The organism is Janthinobacterium sp. AD80, from assembly GCF_002878455.1.
Lineage (GTDB): Bacteria > Pseudomonadota > Gammaproteobacteria > Burkholderiales > Burkholderiaceae_D > Janthinobacterium.
This window is the reverse complement of sequence record NZ_NRDQ01000089.1, coordinates 1-14,372: the sequence shown is the minus strand read 5'-3', so window position 1 is coordinate 14,372 and position 14,372 is coordinate 1. Positions and strand designations below refer to the sequence as shown.

The 14,372-nt window shown below is 61.0% G+C and carries 17 protein-coding genes; 7 read left to right on the top strand and 10 right to left on the bottom strand.

The annotated features are described in order from the left end of the window. Nucleotides 1-529, bottom strand: a 529-nt coding sequence (locus JaAD80_RS17785) for a hypothetical protein (protein ID WP_146012419.1), incomplete at its 3' end; no start/stop codon positions are given. A 261-nt stretch (nucleotides 530-790) separates the two neighbouring features. On the opposite strand from JaAD80_RS17785, the gene JaAD80_RS17780 reads away from it, so the two are divergent. Next, nucleotides 791-1,015, top strand: a complete 225-nt coding sequence (locus JaAD80_RS17780) for a hypothetical protein (protein ID WP_102295956.1) — start codon at nucleotides 791-793, stop codon at nucleotides 1,013-1,015. Here the strand turns inward: JaAD80_RS17780 and JaAD80_RS17775 are convergent. Continuing rightward, a complete protein-coding gene (locus JaAD80_RS17775; RefSeq protein ID WP_102295955.1) occupies nucleotides 975-2,078 on the bottom strand; it encodes a DNA topoisomerase IB in 1,104 nt (367 codons plus the stop codon). The genes JaAD80_RS17780 and JaAD80_RS17775 overlap by 41 nt on opposite strands. Nucleotides 2,079-2,170: 92 nt before the next feature. Here JaAD80_RS17775 and JaAD80_RS17770 point away from each other — a divergent pair, with 92 nt between their 5' ends. Then, nucleotides 2,171-2,554 (top strand): YkvA family protein, encoded by a 384-nt coding sequence (locus JaAD80_RS17770; RefSeq protein ID WP_258003058.1) that lies wholly within the window; start codon nucleotides 2,171-2,173, stop codon nucleotides 2,552-2,554. Here the strand turns inward: JaAD80_RS17770 and JaAD80_RS17765 are convergent. Then, nucleotides 2,551-2,730 (bottom strand): hypothetical protein, encoded by a 180-nt coding sequence (locus tag JaAD80_RS17765; protein WP_102295963.1) that lies wholly within the window; start codon nucleotides 2,728-2,730, stop codon nucleotides 2,551-2,553. The two genes, JaAD80_RS17770 and JaAD80_RS17765, sit on opposite strands and share 4 nt — an antisense overlap. 188 nt (nucleotides 2,731-2,918) lie before the next feature. Between JaAD80_RS17765 and JaAD80_RS17760 the strand changes: the two genes are divergently transcribed. After that, nucleotides 2,919-3,869: an IS481 family transposase gene (locus JaAD80_RS17760; RefSeq protein ID WP_102295951.1), complete on the top strand. Its 951-nt coding sequence runs from the start codon at nucleotides 2,919-2,921 to the stop codon at nucleotides 3,867-3,869. Here JaAD80_RS17760 and JaAD80_RS17755 read toward each other — a convergent pair. Further along, nucleotides 3,866-4,483, bottom strand: a complete 618-nt coding sequence (locus JaAD80_RS17755) for a TetR/AcrR family transcriptional regulator (protein WP_102295949.1) — start codon at nucleotides 4,481-4,483, stop codon at nucleotides 3,866-3,868. The two genes, JaAD80_RS17760 and JaAD80_RS17755, sit on opposite strands and share 4 nt — an antisense overlap. 146 nt (nucleotides 4,484-4,629) lie before the next feature. Here JaAD80_RS17755 and JaAD80_RS17750 point away from each other — a divergent pair, with 146 nt between their 5' ends. Further along, nucleotides 4,630-5,865 (top strand): MFS transporter, encoded by a 1,236-nt coding sequence (locus tag JaAD80_RS17750; protein WP_102295947.1) that lies wholly within the window; start codon nucleotides 4,630-4,632, stop codon nucleotides 5,863-5,865. 10 nt (nucleotides 5,866-5,875) lie between these two features. Here the strand turns inward: JaAD80_RS17750 and JaAD80_RS17745 are convergent, their stop codons facing one another. Together JaAD80_RS17745 and JaAD80_RS17740 are read right to left on the bottom strand one after the other, a co-directional pair. Next, a complete protein-coding gene (locus tag JaAD80_RS17745) occupies nucleotides 5,876-6,370 on the bottom strand; it encodes a prolyl-tRNA synthetase associated domain-containing protein (protein WP_102295945.1) in 495 nt (164 codons plus the stop codon). 66 nt (nucleotides 6,371-6,436) lie between these two features. Then, a complete protein-coding gene (locus JaAD80_RS17740; RefSeq protein WP_102295944.1) occupies nucleotides 6,437-6,649 on the bottom strand; it encodes a DUF3079 domain-containing protein in 213 nt (70 codons plus the stop codon). A 598-nt stretch (nucleotides 6,650-7,247) separates the two neighbouring features. On the opposite strand from JaAD80_RS17740, the gene JaAD80_RS17735 reads away from it, so the two are divergent. After that, nucleotides 7,248-7,613, top strand: a complete 366-nt coding sequence (locus JaAD80_RS17735; protein WP_102295942.1) for a hypothetical protein — start codon at nucleotides 7,248-7,250, stop codon at nucleotides 7,611-7,613. A gap of 488 nt (nucleotides 7,614-8,101) precedes the next feature. Here the strand turns inward: JaAD80_RS17735 and JaAD80_RS30385 are convergent, their stop codons facing one another. The 4 genes from JaAD80_RS30385 to JaAD80_RS17720 all read right to left on the bottom strand — a co-directional run bounded on the left by JaAD80_RS30385 (nucleotide 8,102) and on the right by JaAD80_RS17720 (nucleotide 12,593). Next, nucleotides 8,102-8,845, bottom strand: coding sequence for a PEP-CTERM sorting domain-containing protein (locus tag JaAD80_RS30385; protein WP_146012418.1), 744 nt, complete (start codon nucleotides 8,843-8,845; stop codon nucleotides 8,102-8,104). A 669-nt stretch (nucleotides 8,846-9,514) separates the two neighbouring features. After that, entirely contained in the window at nucleotides 9,515-9,730 is a 216-nt protein-coding gene (locus JaAD80_RS17730; protein ID WP_102295941.1) for a hypothetical protein, read from the bottom strand. Beyond that, nucleotides 9,727-10,731 (bottom strand): phage portal protein, encoded by a 1,005-nt coding sequence (locus JaAD80_RS17725; protein WP_258003059.1) that lies wholly within the window; start codon nucleotides 10,729-10,731, stop codon nucleotides 9,727-9,729. Before JaAD80_RS17725 ends, JaAD80_RS17730 begins: the two co-directional genes overlap by 4 nt. Before the next feature lie 62 nt (nucleotides 10,732-10,793). Then, complete coding sequence (locus tag JaAD80_RS17720; RefSeq protein WP_102295960.1) at nucleotides 10,794-12,593, bottom strand: terminase ATPase subunit family protein; 1,800 nt, start codon at nucleotides 12,591-12,593, stop codon at nucleotides 10,794-10,796. Between the two features lie 136 nt (nucleotides 12,594-12,729). Between JaAD80_RS17720 and JaAD80_RS17715 the strand changes: the two genes are divergently transcribed. Together JaAD80_RS17715 and JaAD80_RS17710 are read left to right on the top strand one after the other, a co-directional pair. Then, a complete protein-coding gene (locus JaAD80_RS17715) occupies nucleotides 12,730-13,518 on the top strand; it encodes a GPO family capsid scaffolding protein (RefSeq protein ID WP_219726843.1) in 789 nt (262 codons plus the stop codon). Between the two features lie 48 nt (nucleotides 13,519-13,566). Beyond that, a partial coding sequence (locus JaAD80_RS17710) for a phage major capsid protein, P2 family (RefSeq protein WP_102295938.1) occupies nucleotides 13,567-14,372 on the top strand: 806 nt, incomplete at its 3' end.

Here is a 14,372-nt window from a genome sequence, read left to right as displayed (position 1 = left end):
GCCGGCGGCGCAGGCAGGCCAGGGCCAGCACGCCGGCCAGCAGCAGGCAGGGCGTGGCGGGCAGGGGAATGGCCACGGCCTGCGTCACGCCTGTTTCCAGTTGAATAAAAGAGACGGGGTCGACAATGACAAACGGCTGGGCGCCGGGGCTGCCCCCACCCAGGTAGTCGAAGGTGAGGGAAAAGCCCGTGGCCGTGGCGCCGGGGGCGATGCCGCCCAGCAAGGCGAGGGCATCGACATATCCGCTGGCGGGAATGCCGGCATCGGGCTGCGCTACCAGCACGTCCCAGCCTGGCGGTACCGGCCCGGCGAGCAGATTGGCATACAGGCTGTCGCTGAAAAACAGCGTGAACTCCGCGATGGGCACGCCCAGGCTGGTATTGCCGACCGCGTAATCGTAGCGCCACTGCGTGCCGCCCAGTGCGGTGGCCGTGTAGCCGATGCGGGAAGCGTGCGCGGCCGGTATTGCGTACAGCAGAATTGCCAGCCAGGCCAGCAGCGTTACCAGCGCCCGTTGCATGCGTACCATCATCGCTCTCCCTGTTTTGTCGCCAAGCGACCCCGGGCTTGAGCATAAGCAGGAAGTGTTCCTGTACAGATTGTTCCGATAAAACAAGGAGTTGCCGGCGTGCCAGCGTGCAACTGTCAAATTTTCCGACAGATGACTATGGCTGAGCCTGTCAGCGCTGTCCTACCGATTGCGTCGGTACCGTCTGATTGTATGCCTTACGGAAACACGCGATCATCGTGTTCATGATGCAACAATCAACCAGCCAGAACGGAGTATGCGATGCACAAGCCAGCCCAGCCTATTTACCGCAACAAGCCTTTCGTGCTGATCTGCCTGTTTACCTGCTCGACCCTGGCGGCCAGCCTGATGCCTGCCGCCGACGGCGGTGAAGCGGCCATGGGCCCGGCGCCGATGGCGCGCGAGGCTGGCCATGCTACGTTGCCAGTGTGCAATACCGACGCGCTCAAGCTGTCCGCGCATTGCCAGCCTGGCCGCCAGGCTTGACAGGGGACTGTGCCTGCAGCCGTTGCTGCAGCAAGGCCAGCACGGCCGCTTCCTCCGGCGCCAGGGCCGGCAAATCCTCTTGTAATTGCTGCTGCGCCCGCGCGCGCATGCCTTCCAGCAAACTGCCATCGAGGTAGGAATCGAGCACGGCCGGGTGCACATAGCACTTGCGGCAGATGGTCGGCGTGTTGCCCAGCTTTTTCGCCACCGACTCGATGGCCTGCACGATGTTTTTCTTCGCCTGCGCTTCGGAATCGACTTGCTCGAACGCCTGCAGGGCCAGCGCGGCCAGCAAGGTGCCGGACCAGGTACGGAAATCCTTGGCCGTGTAGTCCTCGCCCGTCACTTCGCGCAGGTAATCGTTGACGTCGCCCGAATCGACGCCATGGCGTTCGCCCGCTTCGTCGATGTACTGGAACAGTTCCTGCCCCGGCAGTTCGCGCATGCGCTGCAGCACGCGGGCCAGGCGGCGGTCGCTCAGGCGGATGTCGTGGCGTACGCCGCTCTTGCCCTTGAAGTGGAATTGCACGGCGCTGCCGTCAATGTCGACGTGGCGCGTGCGCAGGGTCGACAGGCCGAAGGACTTGTTCGCGCGCGCATATTCTTCGTTGCCGATACGCATCATCGTCAATTCCAGCAAGTGCACGATGGTGGCCAGCACTTTTTCACGGGGCAAGCCTGGCAGCTGCATGCCGCGCGCGACGGCGGCGCGGATGGCGGGCAGGGCGTTGCCGAAGCTGAGCATCCGTTCGTACTTGACGTCATCGCGCACCTGGCGCCAGCGCGCATGATAGCGGTACTGCTTGCGGCCCCGCGCGTCGCGGCCCGTCGCCTGCAGGTGGCCGTTGGCGCGCGCGCAGATCCACACATCGGTCCAGGCCGGCGGAATGGCCAGCGTCTTGATGCGCGCCAGCACGTCGTCGTCGCGCACGGGCTGGCCGTCGCCGTCCACGTAGCGGAACTTGCCGGGCTTGCCCAATCGCGCGATGCCGCTCTGGTGGTCGCCCGTATAGCGCAGGCCGGCGGCGCGGGCGGTGGCGGTGGCAGTGGCAGATATTTCCATATTGATAGCTTACCTTTCCCGCCGCGCGCATGGCGCGCCGTTATGCTAAGGTGCGCATTCGTATCGCCGTACACGGCAGACAGGAGCAGCGGATGTTTGGCAGAAAAAAGAATCTGGAAGAAGACCACGCCCCCCAGGCGGACAAGCAGTACGAAAAAAAATACACGGATGACAGCTTCTGGGACAAGGTCGTCAAGTTCGCCAGGACGGCGGGGCGTGAAGTCATCGAGAAGGCCCTGTGGCTGTACTACGCGGCGCAGCAGCCGAACACGCCCCTGTGGGCCAAGACGGCCATCTACGGTGCGCTTGGCTATTTCATTTCGCCCATCGACGCCATTCCCGACATCACGCCCGTGGTCGGCTATGCGGATGACCTGGCCGTGCTGGCGGCCGCCGTCGCCACGGTGGCCACCTACATCACGGCCGACGTGAAGCAACGCGCGGCCGACAAGCTGCGCGGCTGGTTCGGCGCCTAGTCGCCTGGCGCGGGCTGGCCCGGCCGGCCCGGTTGGCCCTTGACGGCGTTGCGGTATCTGGCGCTGGCCGCGGCCTTCTTGACCGCCTCGCTGGCAATGTTCTGCGCCTTGATGCGGGCTTTTTCGCTCTTGCTGCGCTGCTGCGCCACGTCCTTGTTGCCGATGCGATTCGTCATGCTGTTCTCCTTGTTGAGCGTCAAGTCTGACCAGCACAGCATACGTTCTTGCCCGGGCGCTACCGTGCGCCCGCTCACACAAACGCCATGCCTAGCTGTGATGTTTCAATAGGTTGTTGTGGTTCATTCGGATTGGATTTGAGACACTGGAAATCGCCAAACCCCCAGTTCTCAAGGAAACCAACCGAATGAACATCCATAAGAATGCCCGATTAACGCTGATTCGTCGAGTCGAGATGGTCGAAGACGTCCTGCTTAACCGCCTGCCGAGCTGCCAGGCTGCTACCCGCTACGCCGTGAGCGAAGCAACCGTGCGCAAATGGCTGGGGCGCTTCCTTGCCGAGGGGCGAGAGGGCTTGATGGATCGATCGTCGCGTCCGCTACATAGTCCTTTGGCACTCGACGCGGGCAAGGCACTGACGGTTGTCGAGCTACGCAAGAAGCGCATGACACAGGCAAGGATTGCCCAGTACCTGCAGATATCGAAGGCCACGGTAAGCCGTGTGCTGGCGCGTGCCGGCTTGTCCAAACTGAGCGATCTCGATCCCGTCGAGCCGGTGCAGCGCTACGAGCATGCAGAACCAGGCGACCTGATTCATATCGATACCAAGAAGCTCGGGCGTATTGAAACCACCGGCCATCGTGCGACGGGAGACCGGCGAGACCGTACGCGCGGCGCCGGCTGGGAAGTCTTATTTATCGCCATTGACGACCATGCCCGCATCGCCTTCACGGAGCTCTATCCTGACGAAACCCAGGAGAATGCCAACCGATTCCTCGCCAATACCCACGCCTATTTCTGCTCACTCGGGGTGCGCCCCAAAGCGTTGTTGACCGATAACGGCTCAGCCTTTCGCTCCAAGTCATTCAAGGCCACTTGTAGCCAGATAGCATTGAAGCACCGCTTTACACGGCCCTATCGGCCACAGACCAATGGCAAGGCCGAACGCTTCATCCAGTCAGCCTTGCGCGAATGGGCTTACGGCTTTGTTTATAACAACTCACTGGAGCGGGCCAACATGCTCAAAGAATGGAACCATCACTACAACTGGCACCGGCCGCATCAGGGCATTGCTGGCAAGGCCCCAATGTCACGGCTCAGATCCGGCCAGAATAACCTCTTGCAACTTCACACCTAGGCTGTCAATCGGTTGGCATCCCACACGCGCAGGACCTGCGTGATGGCCGCCTCGATCACGGCGTAGCCTACGCCGTCGCGCGCCTGGATCGACACGCCCGATAAAAAGCTGTCGAAGACGGCCGCCAGCGAAGCGCTATCTGTCCCGGCAAGCAATTCGCCGCTGGCGACACCACGCTCGACGCAGCGCACGAAACCGGCGCGGGTGCGGGCGCGCGATTGCGCGAGGGGCGCGGCGACATCGGCGTGTTCCGCCGTCGGCGCGCTCATGCAGCCGAGCGCCACCATGCAACCGGGAGGGTGCCCCGGTTCGCATTGCATGCTGGCCGAGCGGCGCAAGGCCAGTTCGACGGCCGCGCGCGGCGCCAGCGCGTCATCCCATAGACACTCCGTCACGCGCGCATAAGTGTCCAGATAGCATTGCGCCGCCTCGCGGAACAGCGCCTCCTTGGAGCCGAAGGCCGCATAAAAGCTGGGCGCGGAAATGCCGCCGCCCAAGGCCGCCTTCAGCTGGCTCAACGACGTCGATTCATAGCCCTGCTGCCAGAATAAAAACATGGCCTGCTCGACCGCCGCCTGCCGGTCGAACGTGCGCGGCCGTCCCATTTGCGCCATCACCTCTCCTTTATTTATTCACTTCCATACTACTCGATACAGAAGTCGTTGACAACGCGGTGCGTGCTCGCCTATATTTATACCGATCGATACATATATACCGCTGCAACGGTCGGGGCACGCCTGTGCCTGACCACTTTACAAGGATGTCTGCCGTGAATCACGCCACTCTCACCACCGGAGCCAGCACTGTGCTGGCCGACCGCCTCCCCGTCGCCGGCCTGCTGGCCCTGGCCATGACGGGATTTATTTGCATCGTTACCGAGACCTTGCCTGCCGGCTTGCTGCCACAGATCAGCGCGGGACTCGGCATCAGCGCCGCGCTGGCCGGGCAGATGGTTACCGCCTATGCCCTGGGATCATTGCTGGCAGCCATACCGCTGACTATCGCCACGCGCGGCTGGCGCCGCCGCAACGTGCTGCTGCTGACCATCATCGGCTTTCTCGCGTTCAATACCGTCACGGCGCTGTCGTCCCACTACTGGCTGACCCTGGCGGCCCGCTTCTTTGCCGGCATGGCCGCCGGACTGGCCTGGAGCTTGCTGGCCGGCTACGCGCGGCGCATGGTGGCCCCCCACCAGCAAGGCCGCGCCCTGGCGCTGGCCATGGTGGGCGCGCCAGTCGCGCTGTCGCTGGGCGTGCCGCTGGGCACCCTGCTCGGCTCGCTCGTCGGCTGGCGCGCCGCGTTCTGGATCATTTCCGGCCTGACATTGATCCTCATCGCCTGGGTGCTGGCAAAGGTACCGGACTACGCGGGCCAGTCCACGCACGAGCGCCTGCCCCTGCGCCGCGTCTTCACCACGCCGGGCGTGCGCCCCGTTCTGGCCGTCGTCATCGCCTGGATGCTGGCGCACAACATTCTGTATACCTACATCGCCCCCTTCGTCGCACCGGCCGGGCTCAGCGGACAAATCGACCTGGTGCTGCTCGTCTTCGGTGCCGCCGCCATGGCCGGTATCTGGATCACGGGCAAGCTGGTCGAGCGCCACCTGCGCGCCACCGTGCTGACCAGCCTGGCCGTGTTCGCCGCCACGGCCCTCGTGCTGGGCGTGGCGGCACACTTCCCTGCCGTCATTTATCTTGGCATGGCCGTCTGGGGCCTCACCTTCGGCGGCGCGGCCACCCTGTTGCAAACGGCGCTGGCCGACACGGCCGGCAGTGGCGCCGATGTGGCGCTGTCGATGAATGTGGTGGCATGGAATGGCGCTATCGCCGCCGCCGGCGTGGTGGGCGCCACCCTGCTGCAAGCCTGGGGCGCGGCCGCCTTTCCGTGGGCCATGCTGGCATTGATCTTGCTGGCGTTCGGCATCGCCTGGTCGGCCCGCGCGCATGGTTTCCGGCCTGGGCGGCGCAGCGGCGGCGCCCCCGTGGCCGGGCATTGAAGGATCGTGCTTAATTGAGGGATGGGACGGTCACGATGCGCGGCACGTGTCCCGTATGCGCCAGGAAACGATGCATGCCTGCATGCGACAGCGCCACTGTCGCCGTATTGCGCAGCGGATGCGCTTGCACAGCATCCGCGTCCCACACGGCCTGGTCGAGCACCAGTTCCACCGCATTTGCGCTGTCGTGCAGCAAGGCGAACAGGCTGACGGCACCGGGCGTGATACCCAGGTGCTGCAGCAGCCGCTCGGGCGACGCCATGCTCAATTTGGTGGCAGGCAACAGCCGCCCCAGCGCCGCCAGGTCGATGCGCTTGTCGAACGGCACGATGACGAGAAAATGCCGCCGCCCCTTGTCATCGCGCACGAAGAGGTTTTTCACCATCAGGCCAGGCATGGGCGGCACATGCATCAGCGCTTCATCGATGGTGTGCACGGCCGGGTGCTCGACCAGCGTGTAATCACCGGCGCTGCTTGCCAGCCAGCGGGAAAGTATGTTGTGCATTGCTATTACCTTTGACGGGTGCGCGATGCAGCGATTGTAGCGGTGCGCCGCACGCCGCGCTTGCCGTCAAGGATAGCTTTCGTCCTTGTCCTTCTCCCTGTCAGCCTTGTCGGCCGCCGCCAGCCCCCAGTCATTCCAGCCCTCGCCGAACAGCTCGATCGGATGCTGCGTGCGCTCGGAACCGTTGCCACAGCGCATGGCGTCCGGCGGACAATACTTGTCGCAGCCCCAACAGATGCGTTCGGGGTTCTTGGGGGTGAGGGGAAACGGTTTGGCCATGGTACGGGGTGATACAGTCGATGGAGGTCTCGTCGACGACTGTAGGCCTGGCCCGGGGCGAGGTCAACCGAATTTAGATGAGGAATTTATCTGGATCAAGTCTATTCCGATGGATGGGACATCGATACTGCACGCTACCTCACTTTTGATTTCCCATGATCTATATAGCAATTTTCTGTATGGTTCGCGTCGATGCTTTCATCGGCTGCAGAGCCTTCATCCGGGCGTAAAGGAAACTGCTGATTTGATCGCCCCAGCCGCTGTCCTACCCGCGACATAGCTTCGTTCGTCTGGATGCGCCCGGTGCTGATGCTTTTCCACCATGCGTCCGAAATAGACTTATCACGGTGTCACGAAAAGTACCCAGTCATCAGTAGAGAACATGGGCGATCCGTGATTGTTGAGCCTATGCCGGGGGAAAGCGTAAACGGGGCAGTCAAACTGAGCGAGACAATCCTGCCAGCAATCAAACAAACTGCGATAGCGTGTGTGACAATGCCAAACTGGAAATGTGGAACCTTCCATATCTCTATCTGATATCAAACAGACTTGGCAAGGATCATAAAATATGTGGGTACCGTTACGATTAAATAAACGCATGTACACCTCCTTTGTTACAGCCCTTTTTCTTGTTCCTGGTACCTCTGCGGCACTCGCTGGCACTCTTGACGAAGACCGGACACGCGGTGACATCCATGGCTTGTTTGAGATCAGGGATGCCGCAGTACAGTTCGTGGCAGCTGAAAATGCAAAAAATGGAACCATTTGGCAAGTCCTGGAGCCGAACCGGAAGATTCTGGTGACGAAATGCGCGGTAGCGTTGCGTGTGCAATGGGTGCCGAAGCGCCATGGTCTGTCTGGGCCGAATGTTGCTGTGAGTTGCGCCAAGACCGTCAAGCCCGCGATACAAGATAAATGGGAAGTGTTTGTGCCGATCAATAAGAGTCCGGTCACTCATAAATGATCAGATCGGGGTCATGATTGCACGGACACTAGAGTCAGGTTTGCCATTCGGTCCCGGACTAACAGTAGGATGGTCGGGGCTGCCTTCCACACACGAACTGATGCGTCGGGTGCTGCGAGAACGAGCTGGGTCGAAAACCTGATTAGAACCACGAACGCGCGCCCACGGCGCGCTGGGCTGCCGCGCAACGGCAGCGGTTGGCGGATTCGGGGCGGGCTGGGCCGTAGGGGCGGCCCTTCGAATCTCACACGCAGGGCGCGAAGGCGCCTGCTCGCTTCCGCCAGGCAATAAAAAACCGCCCGAAGGCGGTTTGTTTATTTCTTGGCGGAAGCGGTGTAATGCAAATATCTTGGTTTCATGCCACTCCCAAGCCAACATACAAAAAGCATACCTACCACGCTACCTACCGATAAAAAACTCCACAACTATCTCTTTTCTTTTCGTTTCCGAAGGATAAATGAAAGCAAACGCCCTGACAGGCTATGAAATCAAGAGAATACCAGAGGACTTTCGTTTCTACGCCGGCGGCCAACAAAGCCAGATAACCGAACCTTGCAGCGTGAGATCACCGCCAATAAACCCAACCCTGCGAACATCATGCCATACGTAGTCGGTTCTGGAATGGCACTTGGAATAATTGTAAAATTGTCAATTTTCCCGCGAAAATCTACCGACGGAAGCCCAGGTAGAGATTCGGCGTTCGTCTGAAATCTACTTTCTCTATAAACAAACGATGGAGCAGTGGTATTTTGAGAAATTGCCTGACTGTAGCTTAAATTGGAAATGAACCCTCCTGTATCGCTATACACTGCAAAGATGCTCTGCATTGTGCCGCCATTGGCTTGCTTTCCGCGGGCAGACGAATAAATTCCACTGGCTGTAATAGCAGGATATATATACATCTCTTGACCGCCAGACTCAGCCGCCTCGCTTGTGAAGGTAAACGTCTCGCCCATGATCACTATGGTCACATCGAAGGCAGGTCCCTTGCCACCTCTCACCAAACTGTAAGTGTCGTCCACAGAACGCTCCCATGCAGAACGTGCTGTACTAATCTCAATAGACTGAGTATACGCAAGTCCACTCAGGTCTTGTCCGGCAGTGCCAAAGACGCCCGTGGTATCAATACCCGAGGAAATATGGCCTTCCGCTATCAGTGTCCACGCATGCACATTGGGAACATATGCACTTAAGGCCAGCAACGTGCCGACAGCAAATAATTTGATAGACATAACTGCTCTCTTAAAATTTTGGTCAACTAAAATAAGTGCGGCAAAGGTCGAGACGACAAGTTTTCGATCTCTATTCCTAAAACGCACCCCCTGAAATTATCATTAAAATAATATCATAAAACAAACAAACGAAACATTTTTGCTAAAATAAAGATAATTTATTTTGACAACTTTATTGCCACTGATTTTACGAATAACGTTGTCTCAACCGTACATTCCCTTTACGCCTTCGGCTATGATGTGAATTGAGTCAATGGAATGCCCCCTGTATAGCGCGCAGGCAGGAAGGGCCGCATGACTGCGATGTATCGCGGTTAAGCATGCAACATGGTCGACTCCACACCTCCGCACCACCTACACGAAAGACCTTTCAAAGTGCGTCAAAATGCGTCAAATCGCATGCCCCATCTTCGCCCCGCCGCGCCAGTCCTCATGCGCCTTCGGCCATGGCGCAAATTTGAGTCAAAAGAGCCCTAACTAGCGGGCAGGTGTGGAGGGGGGACAACTGCGCGCGCCGGGCCGAAATGGGCTTTTTTTCTTGCATCATCAGCAACATCATTCATCGGGACGTGAAAAAGCCGCCTCGTGGGCGGCTTGTGCGGTGGCTGGGGCGCTCTGGCGCGGCTGGGTTGTCGCGGCCCTGCCCTGCCGGCTATCGCTGCCTGGCGCTCATCCTGGGCGGCCGGCACGCAACTTGGCCGCTTGTTCCTTCTGGTAATCGTCGCGGCAGTCTACGTTGCAGAACAGCAGCGCGGGCGCTAGCGCCTCGTCGCAGTAGTGGCAGCAGCCATGCGACACCAGGCCCGGCCGGCGCCGCACGGCGGCCAGACCGCGCGCCACTTCCGCAAAGATGATCTTGTCGGTGTTGTCGACGTGATCGCTCATTGCACGCCCTCCCCGCCCGTGGCCAGGTCATACGGGGCGAAGCGCACCACTTCCACGCCGGCCCACTCGTTGATCGCCATGAACTGCGCCTGCAGCGGCACCAGTTCATTGCGTGCGAAGACGCGCGCGGCCGGCTCGACGGCGCCGAAGCCGCCGGCATTGTTCGGCAGGATGCCCATGAGCTGGGGCGGCACGCGGTGCGCGGCCAGTTGGTCATCGCGCGTGACGCTCTTGATGTTGAAAAACTCGTCCTTGGCGGCCACGTCGGACACCGGCAGAATCTGGATGCCGTCCTTCTTGCCGTTCGGCGCGTACATGAACAGGTTGCGGAAGTTGCCCGGCCCCTTGCTGTCGCGCATGGCCTGGCGCAGATTGTCCACGTCCTGGGTATTGGCGGCGGCGTCCGTCATGTAGAAGACGAAACCGGCGTGCGAACCGTTCTTGTAGTACTTGCGACGGAACAGGGTGGCCGCCTCGTTGAGCCAGGCCGATTGCAAAGCGCTCAGGTACTGCGGCACGCCGTACAGCTCCTGGTTGACGTCCGGTTCCATCAGGTGGAACACCCGGCCCTTGTCGAACTGGTGCACGGCCTGGTAGCCGTTCACGAAAAAATAGGTATCCAGATCGACGCCGCGCCGCATGTACTTGGCCAGCGCATGCTGGTACGCCAGCGCCTTGCCGCTGCGGCTGGGCCGGTCTTCCAGGTAGGCATTGCCGAACGTCAGGAAGTCCAGGGCCATGCGTTTAAAAGCGTCGCGCGACAGGTACTTGCTGGGAATCAGGGTGGACGCCAGCACGTTGGCCTTGAAGTGGATGGCGCTACTGTGGTGCACGCCGGCATTGAAGGACTTGGCCAAGCCGGCCAGGTTGACGGGCGGCTCATACCAGTGGCCGTTCTTCCAGCATTCGAAGCAGTCGAGAATGTCGGCGTGCTCGAGCACGGGCGTCGGGTCGCCGAAGGAAAACGCCTCGATGCCGGCGGCGGCCGGCGCCGTGGCCATGGCCGCTGTTGATGGTGCGCCCTGGGCCTGCCGGCCGCGCGCGCGCAAGTGTCGTGCTTTGCTCAAGAATAAATCTCCATGAAAGAGTGGTGGTTGTCGGTGGTGCCTTCGAATGGCTCGTGATCGAGGGCGTGCATGCAAGCCCATGCCAGGTCGGCGTGGCCGGTTTCGTCGCTGCGGCCGGCGACATAGGTCACGTGCCGCCCGCTTGGGGTGAGGGTCTTGTGGATGGCCATGAACGATTGCGCGATGTCCGTCCAGCCGGCGTCGAACTCCAGCCGGCCCTTGCTGATGATGTTTTTGGCTTTTAGCACCATGCGGGTTTTGACTTCGGGCGAGTAGTTCAGGGCCGTCACGGCCGGGAAGAAGCCGCGCACGATGGGCAGCACGCCGATGCCCATGCCCGTGGTGTCGATGCCGATGTATTCGACGTTGTAGCGCTGCGTCATTTGGCGGATGGCGTCGGCGTGGTCTTCGAAACTCTGCCCGCGCCACTGGTGGCGCTCCAGGATGCGGAACTTGCCCCCGGCCGTCATGGGCGGTGCCAGCACGACGCAGCCGGCGCTGTCGCCGTTCAAGGCCGGGTCGTAGCCGATCCACACGGGCCGGTTGCCGAACGGGCGCAGGCCCAGCAAGGGCTTGTAGTCGTCCCACTCCACCCAGGAATCGACCATGCAGCGCTGCAGCTCGGCCAGCGGGAAGACCGAGGCCGAGTCGTCAATAAAATTGCACATCAGCAGGTTGTCGAACTGGTCGGGGCTGTATTCGAAGTTACGCAGCTCGTCGATGTCGAACAGGTTGCAGCCGCCGCGCTCGGCGTCCAGGATGGTGACGATCTGGCGCCATATCTTGTCCTCCCCCGTAAAACCCGACGACAGGCGGCCGTGGCTCACGTCGATATTCACCTGGTCAGCCTTGGCGCGGCGCTTGTTGAACAGCTCGCCCGTCCAGAACGGGTAAGCCTGGTGCGTGGTCGAGGATGGCGTGGAAAAGTAGGTCTTGCGCCATTTCTTGTGGATGGCCATGCCCGAGGCCACCTTGTTGAGTTCCTGGAAATTCTGTGTCCAGAAAAACTCATCGAAGTAGAAATTGCCGTGGTAGCCCTGCGCCGTGCGCGCATTGGTGCCCAGGAAATACAGATGCGCGCCGTTCGGCAACACGATGGGGTCGCCCGTCAGCTCGATGCCGGCCGCCTCGCGCGCGAATTGCACGATGTATTGCTTGAAGACATGCGCCTGCGACTTCGACGCGGACAGGAAGATTTGATTGCGGCCCGTGGCCATGGCGTCGGCCAGCGCTTCGCGCGCGAAGTACCAAGTGGCGCCAATCTGGCGGGACTTGAGGATGGCGCGCGTGCGCTGGTCGCCATTGCGATACCAGACCTTTTGATAGTCGAAGAGCGAGTCCTGGAAGGCATCGAGTAGCTGGATTTTCTGTTCTTCGCTGAAGTCGTTTCGCGTCGGCTTCTTCTTCGGCCCGGCGTTGCGGTTCGCCAGCTTCGGATTGAGATCGACCTCGTTGCCGCCCGGCTGCTCATAGCGGCGCACGCGCGCCATCTGCACGATAGTGCGCGCCAGCAAGTCGATTTCCTTGTAATCGCTGCCGCTCTTGACCTCTTTTTCGATCAGTTTCACCAGGCGCAGCTCGGCCGACGCCTCGACGTGCTCGATGGCCTGCGCCTTGTCCCATTCGTCGCGCAGCTTCCAGCTATTGATGGTGCTGCGCTTGATCCCCAAGTGGCGGGCGATGGACGAAATGCGCCAGCCCTTCCAGTACAGGGCGCGCGCGGCACGGCGTGGCTCGGATTCGGGCACGGCCAGTTCGGCGATTATTTCTTCGGGTTTTTGTTCAATTGCTAGCATGCCGCCAGCGTAGGCCGCGCGCGCGCGGAACGGTGAAAGGCAAAAGTCGCTATGGCCCATAGCAACCCGCACCGCATTGAATCGCGGCGCCAAGACGTTGACCATGGCGTTATCCGATCAACCGAGACACGCCACCATGCCTAAATCCCAATTCTTCCGCGTCGCCACCGAAGGCGCCACCACGGACGGCCGCAACATCGACCGCGCCACCATCGAGCAGATCGCCGCCACCTACAACCCGAAAACCTACGGCGCGCGCATCTGGCTGGAACACATTCGCGGCATCCTGCCCGACAGCCAGTTCAAAGCCTACGGCGACGTGATCGCCGTGAAAGCCGAAGAGGTGGACACCGACAGCGGCAAGAAACTGGCCCTGTTCGCGCAGATCGAACCCACGCCCGAACTGGTGGCCATCAACAAGGCGAAACAGAAGCTGTACACCAGCCTGGAAATTCAGCCCGACTTTGCCGACTCGGCACAGCCCTACCTGGTCGGCCTGGGCGTCACCGACAGCCCGGCCAGCCTTGGCACCGAGGCACTGAAATTTTCCGCCGGCCGCAAGCAGCAAAGCGCCAACCTGTTCACCTCCGCCGTCGAGGTGACGCTGGAATTTGACGAGCCGCAGGGCATCAAGCTGGCCGACGCCGTGAAAAACCTGCTGTCGCGCTTCTCTCATAAATCCGGTACCGACGCCGCGCAGTTCGCCGACATCAGCGAAGCCGTGCAGGCGCTGGCCGGCCACGTCGTCACCGCCAACGACAACTACACGGGCACCTTGGCGCGCCTGGAGAAAGCCGAAACGGCATTGAAGGCCACGCAGGACGAGCTGGCCGCCTTCAAGTCGCAGATGGACGCAGCACCCGGCAACGGCCCGCGCCGCCCGGCCGCCACCGGCAACGACGGCGCCGTGCAGACCGAGTTTTAAGCGCCCGCGCCATCCACCACACCCCATTCAACAACGGAGCACTGATTTATGAAAAAGCAAACGCGCCAGGTCTTTGGCCAATATGAAACCCGCCTGGGCCAATTGAACGACACGGACAACGTGGCCAAGACCTTCAGCGTCACGCCCAGCGTGCAGCAAAAGCTGGAAACGAAAATGCAGGAATCAAGCGAGTTCCTGACGAAAGTGAACATCATCGGCGTGGGCGAGCAGGAAGGCGAAAAGCTGGGCCTGGGCGTCTCTGGCCCGATTGCCAGCCGCACCAACACCAAGGACAAAGAACGCGAAACGCGCGACCTGTCCACCATGGACAGCACCAAATACCGCTGCGAGCAAACCAACTTCGACACACATTTGAGCTATGCCAAGCTGGATGCCTGGGCCAAGTTCCAGGACTTTCAATCGCGCGTCGCCAATGCCATCCTGACGCGCCAGGCGCTGGACCGCATCGTCATCGGTTTCAATGGCGTGAAAGTCATGGCCACCACCGACCTGGCAGCCAATCCGCTGCTGCAGGACGTGAACAAGGGCTGGCTGCAGCACCTGCGCGAACAGGCGCCCGAGCGCGTGCTGGGCCTGGTCGCCGCCGGCATGCCGGGCAAGGTCATCATCGGCGACGTGGCCGATGCGGACTATGCCAACCTGGACGCGGCCGTGGCGGACGCCGTCAACCTGCTGGACCCTTGGTATCAGGAAGACACCAATCTGGTGGCCATCGTCGGGCGCAAGCTGTTGAACGACAAGTATTTTCCATTGGTCAACACCAAGCAGGCGCCCACGGAAACGCTGGCGGCGGACATCATCATCATCAGCCAGAAACGCATTGGCGGCTTGCC

Excerpts from the sequence above, each read along its gene's own strand:
- JaAD80_RS17780 (WP_102295956.1), top strand. The coding sequence starts at position 791 with ATGCACAAGCCAGCCCAGCCTATTTACCGCAACAAGCCTTTCGTGCTG.
- JaAD80_RS17775 (WP_102295955.1), bottom strand. The coding sequence starts at position 2,078 with ATGGAAATATCTGCCACTGCCACCGCCACCGCCCGCGCCGCCGGCCTG.
- JaAD80_RS17770 (WP_258003058.1), top strand. The coding sequence starts at position 2,171 with ATGTTTGGCAGAAAAAAGAATCTGGAAGAAGACCACGCCCCCCAGGCG.
- JaAD80_RS17765 (WP_102295963.1), bottom strand. The coding sequence starts at position 2,730 with ATGACGAATCGCATCGGCAACAAGGACGTGGCGCAGCAGCGCAGCAAG.
- JaAD80_RS17760 (WP_102295951.1), top strand. The coding sequence starts at position 2,919 with ATGAACATCCATAAGAATGCCCGATTAACGCTGATTCGTCGAGTCGAG.
- JaAD80_RS17755 (WP_102295949.1), bottom strand. The coding sequence starts at position 4,483 with ATGGCGCAAATGGGACGGCCGCGCACGTTCGACCGGCAGGCGGCGGTC.
- JaAD80_RS17750 (WP_102295947.1), top strand. The coding sequence starts at position 4,630 with ATGTCTGCCGTGAATCACGCCACTCTCACCACCGGAGCCAGCACTGTG.
- JaAD80_RS17745 (WP_102295945.1), bottom strand. The coding sequence starts at position 6,370 with ATGCACAACATACTTTCCCGCTGGCTGGCAAGCAGCGCCGGTGATTAC.
- JaAD80_RS17740 (WP_102295944.1), bottom strand. The coding sequence starts at position 6,649 with ATGGCCAAACCGTTTCCCCTCACCCCCAAGAACCCCGAACGCATCTGT.
- JaAD80_RS17735 (WP_102295942.1), top strand. The coding sequence starts at position 7,248 with ATGTACACCTCCTTTGTTACAGCCCTTTTTCTTGTTCCTGGTACCTCT.
- JaAD80_RS30385 (WP_146012418.1), bottom strand. The coding sequence starts at position 8,845 with ATGTCTATCAAATTATTTGCTGTCGGCACGTTGCTGGCCTTAAGTGCA.
- JaAD80_RS17730 (WP_102295941.1), bottom strand. The coding sequence starts at position 9,730 with ATGAGCGATCACGTCGACAACACCGACAAGATCATCTTTGCGGAAGTG.
- JaAD80_RS17725 (WP_258003059.1), bottom strand. The coding sequence starts at position 10,731 with ATGGCCACGGCGCCGGCCGCCGCCGGCATCGAGGCGTTTTCCTTCGGC.
- JaAD80_RS17720 (WP_102295960.1), bottom strand. The coding sequence starts at position 12,593 with ATGCTAGCAATTGAACAAAAACCCGAAGAAATAATCGCCGAACTGGCC.
- JaAD80_RS17715 (WP_219726843.1), top strand. The coding sequence starts at position 12,730 with ATGCCTAAATCCCAATTCTTCCGCGTCGCCACCGAAGGCGCCACCACG.